At 35.5% G+C, this 25,233-nt stretch carries 22 protein-coding genes; 12 read left to right on the top strand and 10 right to left on the bottom strand.

Features of this window, described 5'->3' with window-relative positions; genetic code table 11:
• Nucleotides 1–50: 50 nt before the first annotated feature.
• The 7 genes from CLU83_RS17685 to uvrC all read right to left on the bottom strand — a co-directional run bounded on the left by CLU83_RS17685 (nt 51) and on the right by uvrC (nt 10,094).
• Nucleotides 51–1,268 carry a peptidoglycan DD-metalloendopeptidase family protein gene (locus CLU83_RS17685; protein ID WP_100432833.1) on the bottom strand — a complete coding sequence of 406 codons (1,218 nt, stop codon included), beginning with the start codon at nt 1,266–1,268 and terminating at the stop codon, nt 51–53.
• Nucleotides 1,269–1,285: 17 nt separating this feature from the next.
• The gene (locus CLU83_RS17680) at nt 1,286–2,218 is read right to left on the bottom strand and encodes a tryptophan 2,3-dioxygenase family protein (protein ID WP_100432832.1); all 933 of its coding nucleotides are present in this window, start codon (nt 2,216–2,218) and stop codon (nt 1,286–1,288) included.
• On the bottom strand, nt 2,215–2,988 hold the full coding sequence (locus tag CLU83_RS17675; RefSeq protein WP_100432831.1) for a DUF3108 domain-containing protein: 774 nt from the start codon (nt 2,986–2,988) through the stop codon (nt 2,215–2,217). The genes CLU83_RS17680 and CLU83_RS17675 overlap by 4 nt, the downstream gene beginning before the upstream one ends.
• 278 nt (nt 2,989–3,266) lie before the next feature.
• Nucleotides 3,267–4,427, bottom strand: coding sequence for a 4-hydroxyphenylpyruvate dioxygenase (gene hppD, locus CLU83_RS17670; RefSeq protein WP_100432830.1), 1,161 nt, complete (start codon nt 4,425–4,427; stop codon nt 3,267–3,269).
• A gap of 221 nt (nt 4,428–4,648) precedes the next feature.
• Nucleotides 4,649–5,806 carry a homogentisate 1,2-dioxygenase gene (locus CLU83_RS17665; protein ID WP_100432829.1) on the bottom strand — a complete coding sequence of 386 codons (1,158 nt, stop codon included), beginning with the start codon at nt 5,804–5,806 and terminating at the stop codon, nt 4,649–4,651.
• A 250-nt stretch (nt 5,807–6,056) separates the two neighbouring features.
• The gene (locus CLU83_RS17660) at nt 6,057–8,210 is read right to left on the bottom strand and encodes a patatin-like phospholipase family protein (RefSeq protein ID WP_369828781.1); all 2,154 of its coding nucleotides are present in this window, start codon (nt 8,208–8,210) and stop codon (nt 6,057–6,059) included.
• 87 nt (nt 8,211–8,297) lie between these two features.
• On the bottom strand, nt 8,298–10,094 hold the full coding sequence (uvrC, locus tag CLU83_RS17655; protein WP_100432827.1) for an excinuclease ABC subunit UvrC: 1,797 nt from the start codon (nt 10,092–10,094) through the stop codon (nt 8,298–8,300).
• A 150-nt stretch (nt 10,095–10,244) separates the two neighbouring features.
• Here uvrC and CLU83_RS17650 point away from each other — a divergent pair, with 150 nt between their 5' ends.
• The 4 genes from CLU83_RS17650 to CLU83_RS17635 all read left to right on the top strand — a co-directional run bounded on the left by CLU83_RS17650 (nt 10,245) and on the right by CLU83_RS17635 (nt 13,324).
• Entirely contained in the window at nt 10,245–11,222 is a 978-nt protein-coding gene (locus CLU83_RS17650) for a succinylglutamate desuccinylase/aspartoacylase family protein (RefSeq protein ID WP_100432826.1), read from the top strand.
• A gap of 64 nt (nt 11,223–11,286) precedes the next feature.
• Nucleotides 11,287–12,552: a pyridoxal-dependent decarboxylase gene (locus tag CLU83_RS17645; RefSeq protein WP_100432825.1), complete on the top strand. Its 1,266-nt coding sequence runs from the start codon at nt 11,287–11,289 to the stop codon at nt 12,550–12,552.
• On the top strand, nt 12,521–13,084 hold the full coding sequence (locus tag CLU83_RS17640) for a 5-formyltetrahydrofolate cyclo-ligase (protein ID WP_100432824.1): 564 nt from the start codon (nt 12,521–12,523) through the stop codon (nt 13,082–13,084). Before CLU83_RS17645 ends, CLU83_RS17640 begins: the two co-directional genes overlap by 32 nt.
• Nucleotides 13,085–13,129: 45 nt before the next feature.
• The gene (locus CLU83_RS17635) at nt 13,130–13,324 is read left to right on the top strand and encodes a hypothetical protein (RefSeq protein ID WP_198512311.1); all 195 of its coding nucleotides are present in this window, start codon (nt 13,130–13,132) and stop codon (nt 13,322–13,324) included.
• Nucleotides 13,325–13,849: 525 nt separating this feature from the next.
• Here the strand turns inward: CLU83_RS17635 and CLU83_RS17630 are convergent.
• The 3 genes from CLU83_RS17630 to ileS form a co-directional block, all read right to left on the bottom strand.
• Nucleotides 13,850–14,455 carry a lipoprotein signal peptidase gene (locus CLU83_RS17630; protein WP_100432823.1) on the bottom strand — a complete coding sequence of 202 codons (606 nt, stop codon included), beginning with the start codon at nt 14,453–14,455 and terminating at the stop codon, nt 13,850–13,852.
• A gap of 87 nt (nt 14,456–14,542) precedes the next feature.
• The gene (locus CLU83_RS17625) at nt 14,543–14,923 is read right to left on the bottom strand and encodes a TraR/DksA C4-type zinc finger protein (RefSeq protein WP_100432822.1); all 381 of its coding nucleotides are present in this window, start codon (nt 14,921–14,923) and stop codon (nt 14,543–14,545) included.
• Nucleotides 14,924–14,927: 4 nt separating this feature from the next.
• Nucleotides 14,928–18,395, bottom strand: coding sequence for an isoleucine--tRNA ligase (ileS, locus tag CLU83_RS17620; RefSeq protein ID WP_100432821.1), 3,468 nt, complete (start codon nt 18,393–18,395; stop codon nt 14,928–14,930).
• 259 nt (nt 18,396–18,654) lie between these two features.
• Between ileS and CLU83_RS17615 the strand changes: the two genes are divergently transcribed.
• The 8 genes from CLU83_RS17615 to CLU83_RS17585 are packed head-to-tail and all read left to right on the top strand — an operon-like array spanning nt 18,655 to nt 25,158.
• Entirely contained in the window at nt 18,655–19,314 is a 660-nt protein-coding gene (locus CLU83_RS17615; RefSeq protein WP_100432820.1) for a Pvc16 family protein, read from the top strand.
• Nucleotides 19,315–19,353: 39 nt separating this feature from the next.
• Nucleotides 19,354–21,285, top strand: a complete 1,932-nt coding sequence (locus CLU83_RS17610) for a phage tail sheath C-terminal domain-containing protein (protein ID WP_100432819.1) — start codon at nt 19,354–19,356, stop codon at nt 21,283–21,285.
• 32 nt (nt 21,286–21,317) lie between these two features.
• Nucleotides 21,318–21,758 (top strand): phage tail protein, encoded by a 441-nt coding sequence (locus tag CLU83_RS17605; RefSeq protein ID WP_100432818.1) that lies wholly within the window; start codon nt 21,318–21,320, stop codon nt 21,756–21,758.
• Nucleotides 21,759–21,763: 5 nt separating this feature from the next.
• A complete protein-coding gene (locus CLU83_RS17600) occupies nt 21,764–22,219 on the top strand; it encodes a phage tail protein (RefSeq protein ID WP_100432817.1) in 456 nt (151 codons plus the stop codon).
• 13 nt (nt 22,220–22,232) lie between these two features.
• The gene (locus CLU83_RS22185) at nt 22,233–22,409 is read left to right on the top strand and encodes a DUF5908 family protein (RefSeq protein WP_157802137.1); all 177 of its coding nucleotides are present in this window, start codon (nt 22,233–22,235) and stop codon (nt 22,407–22,409) included.
• A complete protein-coding gene (locus CLU83_RS17595; protein WP_100432816.1) occupies nt 22,406–23,176 on the top strand; it encodes a hypothetical protein in 771 nt (256 codons plus the stop codon). The genes CLU83_RS22185 and CLU83_RS17595 overlap by 4 nt, the downstream gene beginning before the upstream one ends.
• Before the next feature lie 5 nt (nt 23,177–23,181).
• Nucleotides 23,182–24,864, top strand: coding sequence for a phage baseplate assembly protein V (locus CLU83_RS17590; protein WP_100432815.1), 1,683 nt, complete (start codon nt 23,182–23,184; stop codon nt 24,862–24,864).
• Nucleotides 24,865–25,158: a PAAR domain-containing protein gene (locus tag CLU83_RS17585; protein ID WP_100432814.1), complete on the top strand. Its 294-nt coding sequence runs from the start codon at nt 24,865–24,867 to the stop codon at nt 25,156–25,158.
• The last annotated feature ends 75 nt before the right edge of the window (nt 25,159–25,233 follow it).

Raw genomic sequence — 25,233 nt, 5'->3', positions numbered from 1 at the left:
CTTTGCTATTATTTACAGCTATAGCAAAAAACAGAATAAATATTGTTTTATTACAAATTAGAAACGCTGTCCAGCTCAAATTTTAAAGGTTCAATTTTCTTTAAAAATCTTTGTTTATTTTTTGGGTTCATCGGTTCCCCACTAGGCAGTTTCAATCTCAAAGCATCAACTTGAACTCCGTTCTTCCAAAAACGATAACATACGTGCGGTCCAGTTGCCAATCCTGTACTTCCTACCAGACCAATAGTCTGTCCTTGAGTCACATGCTGTCCGCGTCTTACTAATATTCGGGACATGTGTAAATACTGAGTCGAATAGACTTTGTTATGTTTTACTTTTACAAAGTTTCCATTACCGGCCGTATAGCCTGTTTGCTCAACAATTCCAGCTGCAGTTGTAGAGATTGGCGTTCCATAAGGCGCGGCATAATCCGTCCCTTTATGCGCTTTCCAGATCTGCTGCACAGGATGAAAACGATTAGAACTAAAATGAGAGGTAATGTGGCTAAACTTGATTGGCGTTTTAAGAAAGAAATTCTTCAGCGTTTTCCCATCTTCATCATAATAATCCATATTGCCTGAGCCTTGATTTTGCTCAAATGGAAAAGCATAAATGATTTTGCCTTTATATTCAAAAAAAGCCGCCTGCAGACTGTCAACACCATCATAAATAGAATCATTGATGTAGCGCTCTGTAAAAGTCAAACCAAAACGGTCTCCTTTTTTAACCTTAAAGAAATCAATAGACCATGCAAAAATCTTAGATATCCTACTAGCCAATGCTCCTTCCACTTTGGCATTCTCTAAAGTTTCAGATAATGATCCTTTTAATACACCTCCAATTGTTCTGCGTTTTAATGTTAAGGGTTTTGTTTTTTTAGAAGCTTTTGCAATTGAATCTCTCAAATCAATTACATAATAATGCAATGCATCCGGCTGGTAAATAAAAACATTTAATGTGTTCGTTTTATTCTTGGATCGAAGCAATGTATACGGTTTATTTATTCTAATCGTCCGAACATCAAAAGTATCTTTTACCTGAGCTACAATATCGAATACTTTTTTATCCCCAATATTTTGATTTTGCAGAATACTTCCAAAAGTATCTCCAGATTTTACAGAATCCTGAACAACATTAAAATCAGAAAACTTAAATCCAAAATCACTTTTTTTAGATTTTGGAATCACTTGATTTTCTACGACTTCCTTATCCTTATTACAAGAAATTAAGGAAAAAAGCACTGCTATAATTACAATTATTTTTTTCAAGCTATCTCTTTTTATCTTTAGTTTTCTACACCCCAATTAGCCAATTCTTCCTCACTCCACAACTCTGGAAAGAAAATCCTTCTTTGGTATCTGGGATGCATATATTTTTTCCAATCACTTCCGCCAGTAGCCTCACCGTCTCCTTTACCGTTATCAATATATTTTCTGGCAGCATTCAAATGTCCCATAACCCAAGTAACATTTACTGTATGATCATAATGGCGCATCGCCTTAACTAATTCGGTGTTTTCACGGTCAGCATCTGGCAATTGCTTGAATTTCTGCCAAAGGTTTATCGTGTTGTATTCTTTCATTTGCGCTATAAATGACGCTTTATATTTTCGCTCAAATTCCAATAGCAAATAGGATTTCTCTCCTGTTTGATGATCCTTTCCTGCAGCTTGCCAATACATGTGATCCAAGGCGTGTTCATAAGGTGTATTTCTGTCAATAATTCCACGAAAACGGTAATCGATAAGGTTAATTAAATCAGTCGAGGCAATCTCTATCATCCTGTATTGTGCGCTTTGAAAACCGCTCGCAGGGGTCAGCGTATTTCTAAACTTCATGTATTGCTCAACTTCCATACCGTCGCCCATAATATCAAAAGAAGTAGTAAGCATATCAAAATAACGGCTAATTCTCATTAACCTTTCAGCAAAAAAAACAGTTGTCAGTTTTTCAGCGTATGAAATCTGATGCATTTCCCAAAGTATCATTTTAAAAAGCAGTTCATTGACTTGATGATACATGATAAAAACCATTTCATCCGGCAATGTTGTTCTCTGAATCTGCAGATTCAACAACGCATCTGTTTGAATGTAATCCCAATATGTTATTGGTTTCGACCAAAGCAATCCTTCAAGATGGGTTTCTGTTTTTTGATTAATCTTTTGGAATTTTTGATCAATTTCATCTAAAATTGATGCTGTGGTATCATTTATTGTCATTTTGCTTTTAATTTAAACGGATTATTTAACCCTTTGTAATCTTCCAAATCCGCTTTGACAGACCCTACCAATAGTGTTGCTTTTATTCGAACAGGTATCTTATTGTAGTCGTCTGAAATCCATAATGTTAAACTTTCCTCTTCTTTAAATATACGGCCAGACTGCACCAAAGGTCTAAAAATCATGGTTGAAACGACTCCAAATTTAGTTTTAATATCTTCTCTACCTATGAATTTTAACTTAAATTTTGTAATCTCACCGTCAAAAAACATATCAATAATAACAGATTCACCTTCTTTAATTTTATTGATACTTGGATAATTGCGCAGATAAAAAAATGAGGAAAGAATATCCTGTGCATTTTTAGGGAAGTCGAAGGCTTTTTCTGTTTTATGCTTATAATCTTTCACCAATATCCTGTTGGTTCGCTGATTAAAAAACCCCTCTTGATTTTTGGTATAGCCTCCTTCATTAATTTTTCGAACAAAACGGTATGGATTTCTGTTGTCCTTGTCTATATAGCTTTCATAAATGTCTTCAACATTAAAAAAGAATTTGGTCATGCCCGTAGAATACCCTTTACCAATAACGTGATAAACAGGCAGATTGTTTAATGTTTCGTCTTTAACTTCGATGGTTGCATAACCCGCATTCAATAACCCATAATGCAATCTAAACCTTAGAAATTCTCCTCCTGCAAAAGCTTCTTCTTTTTGCGTATCGAAACCTAAAGTGATAACCACTAACAAGAAAATTATAATTTTTTTCATCGGATTCGATTCATTTTAAGATAAACTCAAATGTATTAAAACAAAAAAACTCAGTCAAATTAATGACCGAGTTTTTATGCTATTAACTAACCAAAAAACTATAAATTATGAAAATTTATATGAAACTAAGAAGGAAACCACCCCTTCCTCATTTGCGAGTGCAAAGTTATGCTATCAATCAACGTTTTTTTAGCAAAAACTCAAGTTTAACACAACATTTGCAACTTTAAGGGTTCTTTAACTATTATTTTTTTTGATAATGTAAAAATAATTGAATTTTACAAAGTTCCTCGCAATTCTTGTTCGCGCTCTATTGACTCGAACAGGGCTTTAAAGTTCCCCGCACCAAAACCTTTGGCTCCCATTCTTTGAATAATTTCAAAAAATAAAGTGGGACGATCCTGAACTGGTTTGGTAAAAATCTGCAATAAATAACCGTCTTCATCGGCATCTACCATAATGGCCAGTTTTTCTATTTCATTCAAATCTTCTTTCATCATATCCATGTGTACTCCCAATCTTTCAGGAATCGCCTCATAATAGGTATGCGGTGGCGACGATAAGAACTCCACACCTCTTGATTTTAACTCCGAAACTGTTTTTATAATATCGTCTGTAGCGATGGCGATGTGCTGAATCCCTGGTCCTCCATAGAAATCCAAGTATTCTTCGATTTGTGATTTTTTCTTTCCTTCGGCTGGTTCGTTGATTGGGAATTTAATTCTTCCGTTTCCGTTTGACATCACTTTACTCATCAAAGCCGAATATTCGGTATTGATTTGTTTGTCATCAAAAGAAAGAAAATTTACAAATCCCATAACATCTTCGTAGAATTTCACCCAAGTGTTCATTTCGTTCCAACCCACATTCCCTACCATGTGATCTATATATTTAAGACCTGTTGGTTCTGGATTGTAATCGGATTTCCATTCTCTGTATCCTGGCAAGAAAACACCGTTGTAATTCTTTCTTTCTACAAAAATATGAACCGTTTCTCCATACGTATAGATTCCGGAACGAATCACTTCACCAAATTCATCCTGCTCCACCGTTGGTTCCATAAAAGAACGCGCACCACGTTTCATGGTTTCTTCGTATGCGCTTCTGGCATCTTCTACCCAAAGTGCGGCTACTTTTACTCCGTCTCCGTGTTTTTTCAAATGATCGTGAAGAGGAGAATCTTGCGTTAATGGAGTGGTTAAAACAATTCGGATTTTGTCTTGTTTTAATACATAAGAAGTTCTGTCTTTTACTCCTGTTTCCAGTCCGGCATAGGCCAATGACTGATAACCAAAAGCGGTTTTATAATAATGTGCCGATTGTTTTGCGTTCCCTACATAGAATTCAACATAATCGGTTCCCAGAAGCGGAAGGAAATCCTGCGCTCCTTCGAATATTTTTTCTAATCCGTATTCTACTGATTTTATTTCTTTTGCCATGATGTTTATTTGTTTAATCGGTTAATTGTTAATTTCATAAACCGAAATGTTGTTGATTGTTCTAAAGCCCTAGCCCTGATAGCAGTGGAAATCCTTTTATTTTTTTCTTTAAAAAATAAAAGATTGCAACGGATAGCAGGAAATAGCTCCTTATTAATTTATTAAATGTGATTGTTTTAAATTGATATACTAAGTGAGATTACTTCGTTCCTCGTAATGACTTACTCTACCCAAGATTTATAGTACAGTCCGTCATCTATTCCCATAGCCGCTTCGGTCACCATAAGGGGGTGAAAGGTATCAACCATTACGGCCAATTCCTTAGTTTCCTTGTGACCAATGCTTCGTTCCATTGCTCCTGGAGCTGGTCCGTGCGGAATTCCTTTTGGGTGAAGTGTAATATATCCCTGCTCGATATTGTTGCGGCTCATGAAATCACCGTCTACATAATACAGTACCTCATCGCTGTCAATATTGCTATGATTATATGGCGCCGGAATGGATTTTGGATGATAATCATACAGTCTTGGCACAAACGAACAAACCACAAAAGTTCCTGTTTCAAATGTTTGATGTACTGGCGGCGGCTGATGCACACGCCCAGTTATAGGTTCAAAATTGTGAATGCTGAAACCGTACGGAAAGTTGTAACCGTCCCAGCCCACCACATCAAAAGGATGCGTTGCATACACTACTTCATGCATCACTCCTTCTTTCTTGATTTTAATGACAAAATCTCCTTTTTCATCATGAGATTCCAATTCATTTGGCAATATGAAGTCACGTTCACAAAACGGCGAATGTTCCAAATGTTGTCCAGATTGGTTTTTATAACGTTTGGGCGTATAAAATGGAGAATGGGATTCTACATAAAACAAACGATTCTCTTCTGAGTCAAATTCGATTTGGTAAATGATGCCCCGCGGGATGATCAGATAATCGCCATACTCGAAAGGAATATTCCCAAGCATGGTGCGGAGTTTTCCTTTGCCTTTGTGAATGAAAATCATTTCGTCGGCATCGGCATTTTTATAGAAATAGGCAGTCAAAGATTTTCTGGGTGCTGCCAATCCTATGATGCAGTCATTATTGACCAGCATGGCTTTACGGCTGTCTAAAAAATCATCTTCGGGTTTCAGTTCGAAACCTTTCAGCAATAAGGATTTTATGTTTTTCCCGATCGCAATTTTGGGTTCGACTGAATATGATTTTAAGATTTCTTTGACCTGAGTCGGTCGATGAATGTGATAAGATAATGAGGAATTTCCATGAAAACCCTCTGTACCAAAGAGTTGTTCATAATATAAACCTCCTTTTGGATTTTCAAACTGGGTATGTCTTTTGGGAGGAATACTTCCTAGTTTATGATATATTGGCATGACAATTTAAATTAGATAATAATAATACAATTCGTTAAAAAACCGCAGCGTCAAATTGAATTACTTTTAAAAAGCAAAACTTTGATTACACAATCAAGTATTCAATTCTTTGATAATAGACACAGGATTTATGATCCTTTAAAATCACTCTGGATTTCTCTTGATTAAGAATTGAAGATACTCTAATAAACCTATCCAATTTGTTTTCATAATTACAAATATCGTAATTTTTTTTAACAAAAAATACAAATTAAAAAATAAATCCAACAGAAAACCAAATATAAGAATTGGAGATTTCTGGCGACCAGGAATATTTTACTTCGACGGGACCAATTACGGTTTCTAATCCATAACCCAAAGCATAACCAGAATATTTAGGCAATGAAACCCAATCTAACGAATTGTAGAGTTTATCGCCTAGATTAGCATAATTGGCAGAAAAATTAATATGATTCTTTTTAAAAACTTCATAGTCGAATGTGAACGTTGATTCCAAATAACTGTTTCCCGAAATGCTTAAGAAATCATACCCATAAAAATACTTGAAATTGTTGGTGTTATAATATCCATATCCACCCAAAATAAAATCAAAATAAGGCATACTTTTATCACCAACAGATGTTCCTGCCTCAATCTGAAATTTGATAGTTGCATTTTTAAAAACTGTTTTGGCAATTCCGGCCTCCCCTTTTACAATAAAAAAAGGTTTGAAATTAGCATCACTCTCTGAAGAAAACATATAAAACTGAGGATTCCCTGAGAAATACCACCCTTTTTTTGGAAAGTATTTATTATCATAGGAGTCATATTTAATGTATCCGAAAACACTGCCATAACTACTCTTTGTAATATTTGAATTTAACTCAAGCGTCTCTGAGGAAATGTCCAGATATTCAAACTCAGCTCCCACACCAATAAGAAATTTTTGTGCAAATAAAGATTGAATGTAAACTTGATTTGTCAAATTTAAATAATCGATATTTATAGAATTTACTCCATTAATATTATACGTTATTACACTAACAGGAACATTCTTATTGAATTGGTTCAGCTGTGATTTGAAACCATAACTCAATTGAAATCCGTTATCAATATAGTAGTCAAAATAATATCTTACATTATCTCCCAGTGCCAAATCAGCAGATAAAAAATCATTTTTAAAAAACGTTTTTTTATTGGTAATATTGGCCAAAACAGCACTTTTATACAATCCGTCATAATGCAGAGCAAATTTTAAATTTGTTTTTACCGGACTTTCTGTTAGGGTAAGAACCAAATCATCATATTCTCCGTTTTTATCAAAATAATAACTCACATTACTAAAATTTTGTGTGGCATTAAGGTTATTTATTCCTGTTTCCAAATCTTTGAAACTTATTTTAGACTTCGGCTTAAAATTTAATTTACCAATAATATAATCCCTCGAATAATTTTTGAGCTCATTTGTTTTAATGTCTACAATGCTTAAGCTATCGGTTTGAACCTTAAGTTTGGGTTTATGATACGGATTTGCTTTATCGACTAAAAGATCTATTTTTTCATATACGGAAAAAGTGGCATCTTCTCCCTTTTTGATAATTTCGGCAGCTCTTTCAAAAGATACTACCCCGTAATTTTTCACATCGGGCTTTATGTAAATTTCTGTCAGATTTGCATTTTTTTTCATTCTTTCAATCATCTGCAGATTAGTAATTTGAAAGAAAACCCTCGAAGCACTTCTTAACTCGTCTTTATTAAGCAGACCAGACTGTACATCGACCCCAATTATTATGTCGGCTCCCATTTTTCGAACTTCGTCTATAGGGTAATTATTAATCACTCCGCCATCGATAATGAGGTTATTATCAATAATTATCGGTGCAAAGATGGAAGGCAAAGACGAACTTCCAGTTATGGCCTGCGCCAATATTCCTTTATTAAAAACCACTTGCTCTCCAGCCGCAATATTAGTTCCTATACACAAAAAAGGGATAGGCAATTCGTTAAAATCACGAACATGCCGAACAGGGAATGTCAAACGGCTCAATAAATTGAAATTATACATTCCTTTAGACAATGCCTCGGGGGTACCAATACTAAATTTATTGAATGGAAGTATTAAAGCGTACAATTCATCATTTCGCTTTTCATAAAAATTTTTGGAAGACCGGGGGATAAAATCACTAATAACGTTACTAAAATTGGTTGTATCAATAATAGAATCAATTTGTTTAGCATTGTATCCCATAGCATAAAGCCCTCCTATGACTGCCCCCATACTGGTTCCGCCGATGCAGTCTATTTTTATTCCAGCATCTTCCAGTACATTTAAAACCCCAATATGTGCAAATCCTTTGGCTCCGCCTCCACTTAGCACCAAGCCTATTTTAGCCTTTTGGGGTGCATCTTGTGAAAATGAATTCAAGCAAGTTAAAAAAAGAATAAAAAACAATATTCTATACATAAGGAGCAAGTTACTTTGATTTTAGATTTTTTTACTTCTTTAAAAAAATCATTTTTGCGTTTTGTAAAAGTCGGTAATTTTTTTCGCTTTTGATACTCCAATAACGTCAGCAATTTCTTTTTCTGCAGCTAACTTTAATCTTTTAACACTTTTAAAATGCTGAATTAATGTGAGCATTGTTTTTTCGCCAATTCCGGGAATGTTTTCTATAGAAGAATTCAGTGCCGATTTGCTTCTTTTGTCCCGGTGAAACGTAATTCCAAAACGGTGCGCTTCATTCCGTAATTGCTGAATAACTTTTAGAGTTTCCGACTTTTTATCCAAATACAAAGGAACAGAATCTCCTGGATAAAATAACTCTTCGAGTCTTTTGGCTATTCCTATAATCGCAATTTTACCGCGCAGCCCTAAAGCATCTATACTTTTTAAAGCTGATGATAACTGTCCTTTCCCTCCGTCAATAATTATTAAATTAGGCAAAGGTTCGTTTTCGTCCAATAATCTTTTGTAACGGCGAAAGACAATTTCTTCCATCGAAGCAAAATCGTCTGGTCCCACTACAGTTTTGACATTAAAATGACGGTAGTCTTTTTTACTGGCTTTTCCGTCCTTGAAAACCACGCAGGCGGCTACGGGATTTGTTCCTTGGATGTTCGAATTATCAAAACATTCTATATGTCTGGGTTCTACCGGCAAGCGTAAATCACTCTTCATCTGAGCCATTATCCTATTGGTATGACGGTCGGGATCCACTATCTGCAATTGTTTCAGCTGCTCAATTCTGTAAAACTTAGCATTGCGGATCGACAAATCCAATATTTGTTTTTTGTCTCCTAATTGCGGTACGGTAATTTTTATCTGTTCGCCTAAATCTACTTCAAATGGCACAATCACTTCCTTGGACAATAACTGAAAACGCTCTCTTAATTCTATTATAGCCAATTCCAGTAATTCTTCGTCTGTTTCCTCCAGTTTCTTCTTAATTTCCATCGTATGAGATCGTATGATCGATCCATGCGAAATTTGCAGAAAATTGACAAAAGCCGAGCTCTCATCTGAAACTATAGAGAAGACATCAATATTGGTAATCTTTGGATTTACAATGGTAGAACGTGATTGGTAATTTTCTAAAATTTCAATCTTCTCCTTTATTTTTTGTGCCTCTTCATACTTCATATCTTGTGCGTAACTGGTCATCAGACGCTTAAAATCTTTCATGCTTTCTTTGAAGTTTCCTTTCAAAATTTCACGAATGGCATTCACTTGTTTTTGGTAATGTTCCAATGTTTCGAATCCTTCACAAGGCCCTTTGCAATTGCCAATATGATATTCCAAACACAGTTTGAATTTTCCGCTGTCAATATTGCTTTTGCTCAAATCGTAATTGCAGGTTCGTAACGGATACAGTTCTTTTATCAAATCCAAAATCGTGTGTACGGTCTTGAAATTGGTATAAGGTCCAAAATATTCAGACCCGTCTTTGACCATTCTGCGGGTGGCAAAAATTCGAGAAAAAGGTTCTTTTTTGATACACAGCCAAGGATAGCTTTTATCGTCACGCAACAGCACATTGTATCTGGGCTGCAGTGTTTTTATCAGATTATTTTCCAATAAAAGAGCATCAGTTTCTGTCGGAACAACAATGTGCTTGATGGTTATTATTTTCTTAACCAGCACATTCGTTTTTGCCGTATCGTGGATTTTATTAAAATAGGAAGAGACTCTCTTTTTTAGATTCTTGGCTTTGCCCACATATAAAATCTTCCCTTCCTTATCGTAATATTGATATACGCCGGGACCATCAGGAAGGGTTTGTATTTGCAGGGCTAAAGTTGGATTGGTCATTTTTTTAAAAGCTTCTGAGAATTAATTTTTTATATCAAAAAAATCCCAATTCTTCATTTTTCCAAATTTACAAATAACAATCAAGCAAACCAATATGATTTTTCTAATACCAATTAAATAATTTCTATATTTAGATTTTTATTTTAAAACATGAAAAACTCAAAACCATTAGTCATTTTTGGCGAAAGCGTTTTGCCTGGAGAAAGTAAAACGATTCAGCTGGAAATTGCCCGATTACACACTACTACCAAACTAACAATTCCGATTATTATAAGACGTTCCAAGATTGAAGGTCCCGTTGTCCTTTTTTCCGGGGGCATTCATGGAGACGAATTTAATGGCATCGAAATCGTAAGACAGCTCATCTCCAAAAAAATAAACAAACCCAAAAAAGGCACTATCATTTGTATTCCTATCATAAACATTTATGGATTTATTAATAGATCCAGAGATTTTCCAGATGGAAGAGATTTAAATCGGGTATTTCCAGGAAGCAGAAAGGGATCCTTGGCCAGTCGATTTGCCTATCATATCATAACCGAAATCATGCCGCTTGTCGATTATGCCGTAGATTTTCACGCTGGGGGCTCCAGTAGATTTAACGCCCCGCAGATCAGGCTTACGCCAAATAACCCAAATACAAAACTGCTGGCCGATGCCTTTAGTGCGCCTTTCACATTATACTCAAAAAATATAGCAGGTTCTTTTAGAAGTTCCAGCGAAAAATTAAACATAAAAATGCTGCTGTTTGAGGGCGGAAAATCCTTAGATATTAATCACGAAGTGGCTCAGGAAGGCATTAATGGAGTCAAACGCCTTTTAAAACATTTGGACATGCTGGATCTGAAACATTATGCTCCTCCACAAAAGAAACCGACAATTTATATTGAAAAATCGGGTTGGTTGCGAGCCAAATGTTCCGGTTTATTAATTGACAATAATCTGGTAGGACAGTTTGTAAAAAAAGGAACAATATTAGGAATGATAACAGATCCTTTTGGGAAATTTGAACGAAAAATAAAAGCTCCAAATGACGGATATGTACTCAACGCCAACCACTCCCCCATTGTTTATCAAGGAGATGCCATCTATCATCTTTCGAATACTGCCGAAGAAGACAGTGAGTAAAACCTAACAATTATCATATTTTTCGCCAATCAATACTCTTATTTTTGAATAAAAATAAGAGATTATGCTGTATTGGAAAAAGTTATCCCAAAAAGAAAGACAAGCCCGAATTGAAAAAGCATTAGAAGAAAACGTCAACTTTACTTTGGACACTTCTCTAGGCTACCCCGCCTCAAAACTGGACAGTAAAGTATATTATGAAGAAGCTTCTTTCTTGGCCGACGCGCCTACATTAAAAACTTATGTTGCCAATCCCAACCACATCGGATGCCACACCTTAGGCAGTTCTGAAAAAGCATTCAAAGGTACTCAAGAAATAGAGCGCGAAGTTCTAGATGTACTCGCAGTAGATGTTTTTAAAGCACAGCCTAAATCGTATGATGGATACATTTCTCCCGGCGGCACCGAAGCCAATATTCAGGCCATTTGGATGTACCGCAATTATTTCAGTTATAAACTGGGTGCGAATCCGTATGAAATAGCTATTTTGGCATCCGAAGACACCCATTACTCTATCCCAAAAGCAGCCAATATCCTGATGCTGGATTGGCTAAAAGTTCCTGTTGATTTCCTTACTCGGGAAATAGACACTTTCCAATTGGAAAATATCATCATTAAGGCCAAAAAGAAAGGAAAAAAATATTTCATCGTAATCTCAAATATGGGAACTACCATGTTTGGCGCAATAGACAATCCGAATGATTATGTCCAAATTTTAGAAAAACACCACCTCATTTATAAAATACATATTGACGCCGCTTACGGAGGCTTTATTTATCCTTTTAGTGATAAGGAAAGTGAACTGAATTTTGAGAACCCAAAAATTAGCTCCATAACTATTGATGCTCACAAAATGCTGCAGGCTCCTTATGGCACAGGAATTTTTCTTTGCCGTAAAGGATTAATCGAAAATGTTTTGACTAAAGAAGCCGAATATATTGAAGGCATGGATCTAACTCTTTGTGGCAGCCGGTCTGGATCTAATGCCGTAGCAGTTTGGATGATTTTATTCACCTATGGTCCATTTGGCTGGTGTGAAAAAATACGGGTTTTACAAATGAGAGCCCAATGGCTATGTGATCAATTAGACGAATTAAAAATCGCCTATTTTAGAGAACCGTTTATGAATATTATCACCATTCAGTCGCAATTCATAAAAAAATCTTTAGTCAAAAAATACGATTTGGTTCCCCAAAAACACAATGGTGATAATTCATGGTATAAAATTGTGATTATGGATCATGTAGAAGTAGATCATTTAAGTACTTTTATAACCGATCTAAAAAAGGAATCACTTTATGTTGAAAAAGGAATTAAGACAGAAATATAAAGTATTAAGACAAAATCTTACTACTGCTGAAATTGAGAATTTAAGCCTAGCTATTGCCAATGAAATACTGAAACTTCCCATTTGGGACAAGACCTATTTTCATGTTTTTTTGCCCATTGAAGAACAAAAGGAAATCAATACTGAGTTTATACTGCATCTCCTGTCGGGAAAAGATAAAGAAATTGTGATTTCAAAAAGTGATTTTCTGACCCTAAACATGACTCATTTTCTTTTGACTGACAATACTAAAATAAAGAAAAACGAACACAACATTCCCGAACCTGTTGATGGCATTGAGGTTCCTGCCACAAAAATTGAAGTCGTTTTTATCCCGCTTTTGGCTTATGACCAAAAAGGAAACCGAGTAGGTTACGGCAAAGGCTTTTATGATAAATTCCTCTCTCAATGCAAACCCGATACCATTAAAATTGGGCTGTCTTTTTTTGAACCCGAAGCACTCATTTCGGATGTTTTTGAAACTGATGTATTGTTGGATTATTGCATTTGCCCGAGCGGAGTTCATGAATTCTAATTTATAAACAGTACTTTTGCCTTGTATATAATCTACAATTAAATCATGAAAATGTTTAAAACTCCAAGATTTACGGCTACCCTTTTAGCTGCAGTATTCAGCCTTTCATTATCAAACTGTGCAGTTAGCGTTGGAACAAGTCACAATACTGCTAAAGCAAAACCATTGCCTCCGGGACAAGCTAAAAAAATAACTGGTCAAAAGAGCGCCAAAAATTACGCTCCAGGCCATAATAAATAAAACGAAAAGAGGCAGTCTGTAATGGGTTTGCCTCTTTTAATTTTTTCCAAAAAAAGTGAAATAAATTTTGGCGCAGAAAGATTTGGTCATTTTTCTATTATTAAAAATAAAGAAACAATCTGACTCAAGTTAAAAAAATATCCTGCAAACCTGAGTTCGATTAATACAGCACAAAACTTGTTTACAAATAAATTATATCAGTTAATGTTCCTGCAAGGTCTTTTTCGAGACCTTGTAGGTATCTTATCATTAGTATTCATACCTACAAGGTTGAAAAAACCTTGCAGGATATCCAATAAATAACAAATTATTGAATAATCGAACTCAGGTTGCAAGGTTAAAAAATACCTTTTGAAACTAATTATCATGATTTACGACCGCAAGAGAGATAGAAGCAAGCTACCAACGTAGCGCGTATAGCCCGACCGCATTAAAAAAAGGGGCGACTAAGCGATATGCTGAGTTTGCCCCTTGTTTTAATGTGGTCTTGCCCAAATCCTCTTTGAAAGAAATGGAGACAAAATATTAATGATTCTTATGAAATGCTTTTTTATTAAATACTATTAAAATTCCAACACCTGTTGAAATAGCCACATCGGCAATATTGAAAATGGCATTGAAAAAAGTAAAATTGCGTCCGCCAAAATAAGGAATCCATTCCGGCATTGGATAATCTCTTACAAAAGGAAAGTAAAACATATCTACTACCTGTCCGTTTAGCCAGGTTCCATAAGGGTTATCTGAAAATAGAGTGGCTAACTGCTGGTGGCTGTTATCGAATATGACTCCATAAAATACAGAATCAATTATATTTCCTAATGCACCTGCAAATATCAGGGCAATAGCAACAATAAGATAATTGGAACTTTTCTTTCTTTCTACAGCATCCCACAGCCAGTAACCAATTCCTGTTACGGCAAAAAGTCTAAAAACCGTTAAGATTAATTTTCCGTATTCTCCAGGTATTTTTGTTCCCCAGGCCATCCCTTCATTTTCGATAAAATGAATTTGAAACCAATTGAATACATGAACCTCTTCTCCTAAAATAAAATTTGTTTTTACATAAATTTTAGACACCTGATCTACCAACAATATAAGAACAATAAGAAAATATGCTTTGACTAATGACATCTCTAAAATTTTTAACGGCGTAAAAGTAATAAATTAAGAAAAAAAAACGCTCCTAAAGGAGCGTTAATTATTGTGGCATAAAGACTTTTATCTCTGAAGATTTTTTGCCTCAATGCTCATTGTGGCATGAGGAACAATTTTTAGTCTTTCTTTTCCAATTAATTTTCCGGTAATTCTACAAACACCGTACGTTTTATTTTCTACTCTAAATAATGCACTCTTCAAATCTCGTATAAACTTTTCCTGACGAATTGCAAGCTGTGAGTTTGCTTCTTTTGACATGATTTCGCTGCCTTCTTCAAATGCTTTAAACGTGGGAGATGTATCATCCGTACCGTTGTTAAGGTCATTCATATAGGCGCTCTTAATCAAATCTAAATCGGCTTGAGCCTTTACGATTTTATTCTGAATGATTTCCTTAAACTCTGCTAAATCAGCGTCAGAGTATCTTGCAACTTCATCTACCATAATACTAATTTTTTGTAATTATTATACTTGTTGTTATTCCATCAAAGTCAATTTCCGTGCCATTCTCTATAATTTCCTCAAAAACAAGCACTTCTGTCAAAGTTTCCGATTTGATATAGTCTTCGTTGGCTTTTGCTGCTGTTTCCAAAGTATCATTCTTTTGCAAATGTACTTTAATTTTATCTGTCACTTCAAATCCGGCATCTTTCCTGATATTTTGAATCCTGTTCACCAATTCCCTTGCAATTCCTTCTTGTTTTAGCTCGGGAGAAATTATAATATCTAATGCAACTGTTATTCCGTTTGAATTGGCAACCAGCCATCCTTCGATGTCCTGCGACGATATTTCTACATCTTCCAGTGATAAAATTACACTATTTCCAGCAATTACAACCGATAGCGTGCCTTCTTTATCAAATTGTGAGATTTGTTCTGCAGACAAATTTTGTATCTCTTTGGAAATCAATCCCATATCTTTTCCGAAACGCGGACCTAAAGCTTTGAAATTCGGTTTAATCTGTTTAATCAAAATACCTGAAGCATCATCTAAAAGTACGATTTCTTTCACGTTTACCTCTGCCTTTATCAGGTCGGAAACGGCTTCAATTTCAAGCCTCTGATTCTCGTCAAGTACTGGAATCATTACCTTTTGAAGCGGCTGACGCACCTTAATCATCTCTTTTTTGCGTAATGATAAAACAAGAGAAGAAATCGTCTGCGCTTTCTGCATTTTGCTCTCTAACATTTTATTAACATACTTTTCAACTGAAACAGGGAACTGAGCTAAATGTACTGACCCAAAATTTTCTGTTTCTGCTGCTTTTGTCAGGTCTCTATAAAGGGCATCCATAAAGAACGGTGCTATAGGCGCACTTAATTTACTGACTGTTAATAAACATGTATAAAGCGTTTGATAAGCTGCAATTTTATCTTGTGCATATTCTCCCTTCCAGAAACGGCGGCGGCACAAACGAACGTACCAGTTACTTAGATTTTCCTGTACAAATTCAGATATCGCACGGGCCGCTTTTGTTGGTTCATAATCATCATAGAATCCATCAACTTCAGCAATTAATGTATTCAATTCGGATATAATCCATTGGTCGATTTCTGGTCTTTCGTTTATAGGAATTTCAGCTTCTGAGTATTTAAAACCATCAATATTAGCATATAAGCTAAAGAACGAATAAGTGTTATATAACGTTCCGAAGAACTTACGGCGCACCTCAGCAATTCCTTCTAAATCGAATTTTAAGTTATCCCAAGGATTTGCGTTTGAGATCATGTACCAGCGTGTAGCATCAGGTCCATATTCTTTTAAAGTTTCAAAAGGATCGGCTGCATTACCCAAACGCTTGGACATTTTTTGTCCATTTTTATCTAAGACCAAACCGTTTGACACTACATTTTTATAGGCTATTTTATCAAAAACCAAAGTTCCAATAGCGTGCAAAGTATAAAACCAGCCACGTGTCTGGTCTACTCCTTCGGCAATGAAATTTGCCGGAAAATCTTTGTTTTCGTCTATTTTATCTTTGTTTTCAAAAGGATAATGCCATTGTGCATAAGGCATTGCTCCAGAATCAAACCAAACGTCTATCAAATCAGATTCGCGTTTCATTGGTTTTCCAGAAGCGGAAACCAAAGTAATCTGATCTACTACATTTTTATGCAAATCGATTAAATCATAGTTTGATTCGTCCATATTTCCAATTTCAAAACCTTTGAAAGGATTTTCTTTTTGGAAACCTGCAACAATTGATTTTTCAATTTCGTTGTATAATTCTTCAACAGAACCTATCAGTATTTCTTCTGTTCCTTCTTCGTTTCTCCAAATTGGCAATGGGATTCCCCAAAAACGAGAGCGCGATAAATTCCAGTCGTTAGCATTTTTCAGCCAATTCCCGAAACGTCCTTCTCCGGTTGCTTTTGGTTTCCAATTGATGGTTTCGTTCAAATCGAACATTCTATCTCTAACCTCAGTAATTTTTATAAACCACGAATCCAAAGGATAATATAAGATTGGCGTATCAGTTCTCCAGCAATGTGGGTAACTGTGTACATATTTCTCTACTTTGAATGCTTTATTTTCTTCTTTTAATTGAATAGCGATTTCAACATCAACAGATCGTTCAGGCGCATCTCCATCTACAGCTGTATAATATTCATTTTTAACATATTTTCCAGAGTAACTTCCTAATCCGTCAATAAATTTTCCCTGCAGATTTACTAATGGAACTGGAGTTCCGTTTTCATCTAAAACTAACATTGGTGGTACCTCTGGAGTAGCTTCTTTGGCAACTTTGGCATCATCGGCACCAAAAGTAGGAGCTGTATGCACAATTCCTGTTCCATCTTCAGTTGTCACAAAATCTCCTGAAATTACTCTAAAAGCATTTTCTGGATTTTGATATGGCAATGCAAATGGCAATAATTGCTCGTAACGGATTCCGACTAAATCAGCTCCTTTACATTCGGCAAGTATGTGAAATGGTGTTTTTTTGTCTCCTTCTTTGAAATTTTCAAAATCCGATGATTCGTTGCTTTCAAAAAATCCTTTTCCAAATTGTTTACCAACGAGATTTTTTGCCAAAATCACGTTTGATGGACGGAAAGTATATTGATTGAACGTTTTTACCAGAACATAGTCAATTCTAGGGCCAACGGTCAATGCAGTATTACTCGGTAAAGTCCAAGGCGTAGTCGTCCAAGCCAAGAAATGAATTTCATCCAGATCCAGTCTTTCTAACTTATAATGTTTCAAATTATTGGAACTGATGTAATCATAAAAAGTGTTAAAAACCAATTCTTTTTGATCTTCTAATACTTTGAACTGAGCCACAACTGTCGTATCAGTTACGTCTCTGTAACTTCCCGGCTGGTTCACTTCGTGCGAACTCAAACCTGTCCCAGCTTTTGGAGAATACGGCTGAATGGTATAGCCTTTGTACATCAAATCCTTGTTGTAGATTTGTTTTAGCAGCCACCAAACCGATTCCATATATTTGGATTTATAAGTCACATACGGATCTTCCATATCAACCCAATATCCCATTTTTTCGGTCAGGTCGTTCCATACATCGGTATAACGCATTACGGTTTTCTTACACGCTTCGTTATACTCTTCTACGGTTATTTTTTTTCCTATATCTTCTTTGGTAATTCCAAGTTCTTTCTCAGTACCTAATTCAACAGGCAAACCATGCGTATCCCAACCTGCTTTACGCTTTACTTGAAATCCTTTTTGAGTTTTATATCTGCAAAAAATATCTTTAATCGCACGCGCCATTACGTGGTGAATTCCAGGCAATCCATTTGCCGAAGGCGGCCCTTCAAAAAACACAAACGGTTCAGCTCCTTCGCGGGTGGTTACGCTCTTTTCAAATATATTTTCTTTCTTCCAAAAATCCAGCACTTCTGACGCCACTGTTGGCAAGTCAAGTCCTTTGTATTCAGTAAATTTTGTGCTCATTTTATCCTTTTCTTAATCGAGGTGCGAAAGTAAGAAATTTTAAAATAAAAAGGCAATGAGCGCCCGTTAAAGTTATATTTTACTGTATTTGAATACCCAAGACAATTATTTACTTTCAAAAAGGAAAGAAAATAAAAATATTTAAATCACTAGCAATTAGTTATTTACATTTAAAAAACAGGTATTTCTACGCACACTTGACTTTTAAAATATTTGTAGGTTTGATCCTCTTTTTCAATTAGTTACAAATTTTAAAACCATGAATATATCCAAAATTTTTTCTAATCTAGTCTTGAAAATAAAATCAGAGCCTAATTCAAATTCCTTGGATATTGCTATTGCCAACATAGCTACACTGGAAGATACTTCCAAATTAAATTTGACAAAATCTCCACTTATTTTATCAATAGTAAATATTGAAGAAGACAGAACTCTTAAAAATCAATCTGTTTATCTAAAAGAGGCAGACCATAAAGTCAACATTTCGAGATATAAAAACCCAACGCAGCATCTTATTTTTTCAATCTTATTTAGTTCTTATGTTGAGGAATCCGATTTGTATTTGGCGGGTATTGAAAAACTGAATTTACTCATAAACTACTTCCAGCAAAACAGCACTTTTTATTACAAAAGTGATGATACTGAACTGATATATTACCCAGGTTTTATGTCAAAAACGGAAGCCGAGAAACTGAACTATTCCAAAATAACTTTTGAAATCACAAGCTTAACTATGGAACAGTTAAATCAAATGTGGTCTTATCTGGGATCAAAATATATGCCTTCTATTTTATTTAAAATGAGATTGTACCCTGTACAGATAGATACAATCATTAAGGATGAAGTAATCAAAGAAGTTAAAATTAACCTTTGGGAAAATGACAAAAACAACACAATTGGCCTTATAGAAACGATTTAAGCTAAAAAACAATAATATATAACCATAAAAAAAAATGTCATGAATGTAAGTTCTCTTAAAACACCTGGAGTATATATCAATGAGATTGATGCATTTCCGCCTTCAATTGCTCAAGTAGCAACTGCCATACCTGCATTTGTGGGTTATACAGAAAAAGGACCCACAGTTCCTGTTCGGATTTCTTCCTTTATGGAGTTTCAACAAATTTTTGGAGGAGCTCCGTTGCCTAAAGCCGTTGTGGTCGAATTAGACTCAAACTTAGTTCCAACAGACAATAGTACTGTTACCGAAAGTCTCTTTAAACTCTATAACAGCATTCGCCTTTTTTACACTAATGGAGGCGGTGTTTGCTATATCGTTTCTATAGGCGATTATACGGCAACAATCAACAGCAATGGTGTTTTTGAAACTGGTATAGAAAAATTAGAAAAATTCGATGAACCAACTTTGATATTATTTCCGGATGCTGTGAATTTAAGTGCTGTTTTGTTGGGATTAGTACAACAAAAAGCTTTAGCTCAATGTGCTAAATTAATGGATCGATTTACAGTTATGGATGTCAAACAAGAAACAAGCCTTATTGCAGACAGCAGTGCTTTTAGAGACAATGTTGGCAATCAAAACATGAAATACGGATCTTCTTATTACCCTTATTTGAAAACTGCTTTTCCATACACTTATAGATTTAATGATATAAACGGAACAGCTAGTGGCAAAGTAGATTTTGGAACAATATACTCATCCGATGCCAAAATCAAACCGTTGATTGATGGCTTTAGCTCTTTATACAATGATGTCTATAATGATACTACAGGTTTGTTAAAAAAATGGAGTGTTGCTAAAACTGTCAATCTAAAGGTTGATACCGTAACAACCCTTGGACATGTAGGCACATTTGTAGGAAATATTTGGAACTTACTAAAAATTTACGGCAAACCCAGTACATTAGGGAACACAGGATTGAAAAACTATTTAAATAATTCTATTCCTATATTATTACGCCCGTTTGCGCAAAAATTAGTTGATTTTGAATCCCGTTATCTTGTAACTACAGCAACATATATAGTACAATATAGTACCCCTGGAATAAAGAATGCTTTTGATGACATTCCTTGGAAAGAAGGCGCTGTTGATTTCAAACCTTCCGAAACAAAAGTTCCTGCACAAACTAATTTGTATTTAAAGTTATTAACCTCAGATCCGGACACAACGGATATTGCGGCTGATTACGCAAAAATCAAAGCACAATTGAACAAACTTCATACAGCAATTATAACAGCAATAGATGGCTTGAGTCAATCAACTGAAAAGTACGTTGCTGAAGACGAAAACAGCTTAACATCAAGTATTCCTATTTATTCAGCAATAGTAGCCAAACTTTCTCAAACTATGAATACCGTTCCTCCATCAGGAGCTATGGTTGGTATTTATGCTCAAACAGATGCTTCTAGAGGCGTTTGGAAATCTCCTGCAAATGTTAGTGTTAGTGGCATTATTGGATTAACTGCTGATATTAATGACACCGATCAAGAAGATATGAACATCCATGAAACTGGAAAATCCATCAATGCCATTCGGAAATTCACCGGCAAAGGATTTATAGTTTGGGGGGGAAGAACACTAGCCGGAAACAACAACGATTGGAAATATATCAATGTTCGCCGATTGGCAAATATGATAGAAGAATCGGCAAAAAAAGCCTGCAATCAATTTGTTTTTGAACCAAACGTAGCCCAAACATGGGCAAGCGTAAAAGGAATGCTGGACAATTACCTAACCACACTTTGGAACGATGGTGCATTGGCTGGTGCCAAAGCGGAACATGCTTTTTTTGTTCAGGTTGGTCTAAACGAAACTATGTCAGCACAAGATATTTTGGACGGCAGAATGATTGTAAAGATTGGATATGCTCCTTCCAGACCTGCTGAATTTATCATATTGGAATTCAAACAAATGCAACAAAGATCATAATACTCAATTATTTAACTTAAAAATAAAACGATATGCCTAATACTGATTTTCCGTTACCAAAGTTCCATTTTAGTGTAGACTGGGGTGGTAGTAAAATTGCCTTTACAGAAGTTTCAGGCCTAAACAAAGAGATGGATATTTTAGAACATCGTGTTGGTTCCAGCCCAGAGTACTTTAAAAGAAAAATGCCCGGTATGCAAAAACTAAGCAACATCACACTCAAACGGGGTGTATTTGTGGGAGACAATGAATTCTTTGAATGGTACAATACCGTAGCCCAAAATACGGTGCAAAAAAGAACGGTTACCATATCGCTATTGGACGAAAACCACGAGCCAAAAGTAGTTTGGAGCGTGAAAGACTGCTTCATAGTATCTCTAAAATGTACTGACTTGAAAGCAGATGCCAATGAGGTTGCCATTGATACCGTAGAAATTGCTAATCATGGTTTTACTATTGAATATAAATCGTAACCCACATGCCAAATGACCCTTTAGCAGGCTTTCACTTTTCGGTGATATTTGAATTGGTGCCTCAATTTTCAATTGATACAAAATTTCAAAGTGTAAATGGACTAAAAGTCACTATGGAAACAGAATCTTATACCGAGGGGGGGCAAAATAAATTTAAACATAGTTTTCCTCTTCGTTCCGGTTACCAAGATTTAGTTCTAAAAAGAGGTTTAACAACGGATATGTCTGGATTGTCAATGTGGTGTAGTCAAGCTTTGGAAAGTTTTATTTTTTATCCTGCTAATTTGATTGTGTCGCTGCTCAATGAAAAAGGGAATCCTATAAAGGTTTGGTATGTCTCACATGCCATTCCTTTGAGTTACGAGTTTAGTGATTTTAATGCCGAAGAAAATAAAATAGTTATTGAAACCATTACTTTGAGATATAATTTTTTTAAAGAAATTCCAATTCCAAGTTTTTAAAAAAAAAGTAATTATGCCAATTGAAATTAAAGAATTACACATTAAAGTAAACATTGTCGAAACCCCGGATGCAAATTCCAATTCAAGTTATCAATTAAATTCATTAAAAATGAATGAGTTGAAATCGGAAATAGTTAAGGAGTGCACTTCGAAAGTATTGGAAAAAATTAAAGAAAAAATGGAAAGATGATAAAAGGATTATTAGGAATAATTGACAAAATGCATATCGAAGTTTTTCCTTCAAAAGAATACATTGAGCCTCCAAAAAAGACCATCATTGTACAATTGAATCCCGAAAAATACACGATGAAGCATAATGTTGTTTTTTGCGAAAGTCAAGCAACGGGAACGTCCGGCAGTGATTTGAGTTTTAATAGAATTGAAGGAGAAGAGGTTACTTTTGATTTCTTTTTTGACAGTTCAGGTATAGTCCCTCCTGGAAAAATAAAAGACGGTAAAGGTGAAGAAACATTTCTGGATGCTGTAGGCGATATTGCCAATGCACTAAAACCAGCCATTGTCAATCCGTTTGGTGAAGTCGAAACCGTCGAAAAAGATGTTGAGGAATTCAAGAATTTACTAATGGGATATGATGGTGACACCCACCAAACTGCTTATTTAAGACTGTTATGGGGAGGCTATAGCTTAAGTTGCCGACTAAAAAGCATGGATATTGAATACACTCTTTTCAGAAAAGACGGAAGACCTATAAGAGCTAAGGTAAAATGCACTTTTAAGGGAACCGTTTCCTATAAAATAATGGTGGCAAAAGAAAATAAAAGCTCTCCGGATCTTACACACGAAAGAATAATAAAAATGAATGATAATCTGGCCCTACTCTCAGAATCCATTTATGATAACAATTCATTTTATATCGATGTTGCCAAGAATAACAAATTATTAAGTTTTAGAAAAGTAAGCTTAGGGCAAAAAATAAAGTTCCCACCAATTAAATAATTATCATGCCAAATGTAAAACCTTTTTATCCCTCTGATACTTTGCTAAAACTGGAGTTTCTCATTAATGGGGTTAATAAAGGTTTAGATAATTTTTTGACAGAAGGAAAAGTACATTTTGAATTGAATAAAATTCCATTTGCAAAGTTTACGTTTACTTGCTCGGAAGATGATTTTAAAGAAGCTCAGGGTTCTCCAATTCAATCGTTGAATAGAGGCCAAGGAACAGTACCCATAACAATTGAAGTGAAAATTTCTTTTGAAAAAGAAATGAAAACACTTTTTAAAGGTGTTATCAAATCGCTGGATATTGAACACGAAAACTGTAATGTTGTTGCTAAAATAGAGTGTAAAGATATTGCATTACGATTGACTCAAACTTCATCTGAAGCAGAGAATAATAATCAACCTTTTGGAGAAAGGTTGACTACTTATACAAATGATTTACAGCTGAGCGAAAATTTATCTGGACAAAGTTGGAGCGAAGAGCATATTACGCAAAATAACACTGCAGTTCCTTGGGATTATTTGATTGGTTTTTTGGATTCCATCGGTATGTTAGTGGGGCTACGTAATACAGAATTCACAGGCATTGACATTGTTAATCCTGAAATTACTGCCACTTATGTGGCCGAAAATGGTATTAATGTTTTTGCCTATACCGGTAGAGTGGATCCTGAGAGAAGAAGGTCTATGGTTACCATTCAGCATTGGGATATCGAAAATCAAGCGGTTAATACTGTGACTTCTCAGCAAGAGGCCACCGAAAATATACATACCGTAAGAATCGACCAAACCAACCTGCAACCTGCAACTCTACAAAGAATTGCAGATACTATTATTGCCAAAAGCAAAATAGCGTCCATTAGCGGGAAAGTAACCACGTTTGGAAATCTAAAAGCAAAGATTGGAGAATATATAGGATTTAATAAAGTCAACCCCGAAATAGATAAGGAAACTTTATTAATTAGTGTTGAGGAACATCTTATTTCCAATGGCTGTTGGAAAACAGAGTTCACTTATGGCTTGGAAAGCGAAAGATCCTTTACGGAGAATACCACTACGGGTGTTAACAATGCGCATGCACAGGTAGGACAATCAAATACAGTGAACGGATTATTGATAGGAATCGTGACTCAAATTGAAGAAGATCCCAATAATCAATTCCGAATTAAGGTTCGTATTCCAATGTTGTCTGAAAATGGAGAAGGGGTTTGGGCTCGGTTAGCCACAATGAATGCTGCAAACGAGATGGGCAGTTATTTTATTCCGAGTGTGAATGATGAGGTTATATTGGGTTGTTTGGGGAACAATCCAGACACACCCATAATTCTTGGGAGTCTTTATAGTTCTACAAGAGCAATGCCTTTTCCGATAACACAAGATAATTTCATTAAAGGTTTTGTGACCAAAGAAGGAACTAAAATAGTTATCGATGACGATAAAAAAAGCATAGAGTTGAGCACCAAGAAAGGAAACAAACTAACTATAAGTGATGACCTGAAAGGATTTGCAATTGAAGACGAAAACAGCAATAAAATAACTCTGGACGATCAAGGTATAACAATTGAAAGCAGTAAGGATTTGAACCTAAAAGCCAGTGGAAACATAAAAATAGAAGGCACTCAAATAGCCATAGAAGGCAGTGCGAAAACGGACATAAAAGGAGGAACAGTAAACATTAATTAAATGGGATTAGCAGCAAGAGTTTCGGATATGCATGTGTGTCCTAAGGTAGAGCCTGGACCAGTGCCCCACGTGGGAGGACCTATTCTGCCTGGAGGTAACTCAACCGTTTTAATAGGCGGTATGCCAGCTTCGGTTGTGGGGGACAATTGTGTTTGTGCTGGCCCTCCCGATTCATTAACAGCTGGATCTTCTTCTGTTTTCATTGGGGGAAAAGCTGCCGTGAGAATGGGAGATTCGACCGCACATGGAGGCACTGTTGTTATGGGTTGTCCTACTGTTATTATAGGAGGTTGAAAATGATTTAAGATTGCAGATTTCGGATTGCAGATTTAAGAAGTTTTGAATAACGAAAAAGAAATACCTAGTAGG

It is taken from the genome of Flavobacterium sp. 1 (assembly GCF_002797935.1).
Taxonomy (GTDB): domain Bacteria; phylum Bacteroidota; class Bacteroidia; order Flavobacteriales; family Flavobacteriaceae; genus Flavobacterium.
Note: the sequence above shows the minus strand (reverse complement) of the source record. Positions and strands in the feature narration are given on the sequence as shown.

What these genes read in the sequence shown, in the direction of transcription:
- CLU83_RS17595 (WP_100432816.1), top strand. Translation starts at nt 22,406, where the DNA reads ATGATAAAAGGATTATTAGGAATAATTGACAAAATGCATATCGAAGTT.
- CLU83_RS17590 (WP_100432815.1), top strand. Translation starts at nt 23,182, where the DNA reads ATGCCAAATGTAAAACCTTTTTATCCCTCTGATACTTTGCTAAAACTG.
- CLU83_RS17665 (WP_100432829.1), bottom strand. Translation starts at nt 5,806, where the DNA reads ATGCCAATATATCATAAACTAGGAAGTATTCCTCCCAAAAGACATACC.
- CLU83_RS17585 (WP_100432814.1), top strand. Translation starts at nt 24,865, where the DNA reads ATGGGATTAGCAGCAAGAGTTTCGGATATGCATGTGTGTCCTAAGGTA.
- CLU83_RS17610 (WP_100432819.1), top strand. Translation starts at nt 19,354, where the DNA reads ATGAATGTAAGTTCTCTTAAAACACCTGGAGTATATATCAATGAGATT.
- hppD (WP_100432830.1), bottom strand. Translation starts at nt 4,427, where the DNA reads ATGGCAAAAGAAATAAAATCAGTAGAATACGGATTAGAAAAAATATTC.
- CLU83_RS17675 (WP_100432831.1), bottom strand. Translation starts at nt 2,988, where the DNA reads ATGAAAAAAATTATAATTTTCTTGTTAGTGGTTATCACTTTAGGTTTC.
- CLU83_RS17650 (WP_100432826.1), top strand. Translation starts at nt 10,245, where the DNA reads ATGAAAAACTCAAAACCATTAGTCATTTTTGGCGAAAGCGTTTTGCCT.
- CLU83_RS22185 (WP_157802137.1), top strand. Translation starts at nt 22,233, where the DNA reads ATGCCAATTGAAATTAAAGAATTACACATTAAAGTAAACATTGTCGAA.
- CLU83_RS17640 (WP_100432824.1), top strand. Translation starts at nt 12,521, where the DNA reads ATGTTGAAAAAGGAATTAAGACAGAAATATAAAGTATTAAGACAAAAT.
- CLU83_RS17680 (WP_100432832.1), bottom strand. Translation starts at nt 2,218, where the DNA reads ATGACAATAAATGATACCACAGCATCAATTTTAGATGAAATTGATCAA.
- CLU83_RS17635 (WP_198512311.1), top strand. Translation starts at nt 13,130, where the DNA reads ATGAAAATGTTTAAAACTCCAAGATTTACGGCTACCCTTTTAGCTGCA.
- CLU83_RS17625 (WP_100432822.1), bottom strand. Translation starts at nt 14,923, where the DNA reads ATGGTAGATGAAGTTGCAAGATACTCTGACGCTGATTTAGCAGAGTTT.
- ileS (WP_100432821.1), bottom strand. Translation starts at nt 18,395, where the DNA reads ATGAGCACAAAATTTACTGAATACAAAGGACTTGACTTGCCAACAGTG.
- uvrC (WP_100432827.1), bottom strand. Translation starts at nt 10,094, where the DNA reads ATGACCAATCCAACTTTAGCCCTGCAAATACAAACCCTTCCTGATGGT.
- CLU83_RS17615 (WP_100432820.1), top strand. Translation starts at nt 18,655, where the DNA reads ATGAATATATCCAAAATTTTTTCTAATCTAGTCTTGAAAATAAAATCA.
- CLU83_RS17645 (WP_100432825.1), top strand. Translation starts at nt 11,287, where the DNA reads ATGCTGTATTGGAAAAAGTTATCCCAAAAAGAAAGACAAGCCCGAATT.
- CLU83_RS17630 (WP_100432823.1), bottom strand. Translation starts at nt 14,455, where the DNA reads ATGTCATTAGTCAAAGCATATTTTCTTATTGTTCTTATATTGTTGGTA.
- CLU83_RS17600 (WP_100432817.1), top strand. Translation starts at nt 21,764, where the DNA reads ATGCCAAATGACCCTTTAGCAGGCTTTCACTTTTCGGTGATATTTGAA.
- CLU83_RS17605 (WP_100432818.1), top strand. Translation starts at nt 21,318, where the DNA reads ATGCCTAATACTGATTTTCCGTTACCAAAGTTCCATTTTAGTGTAGAC.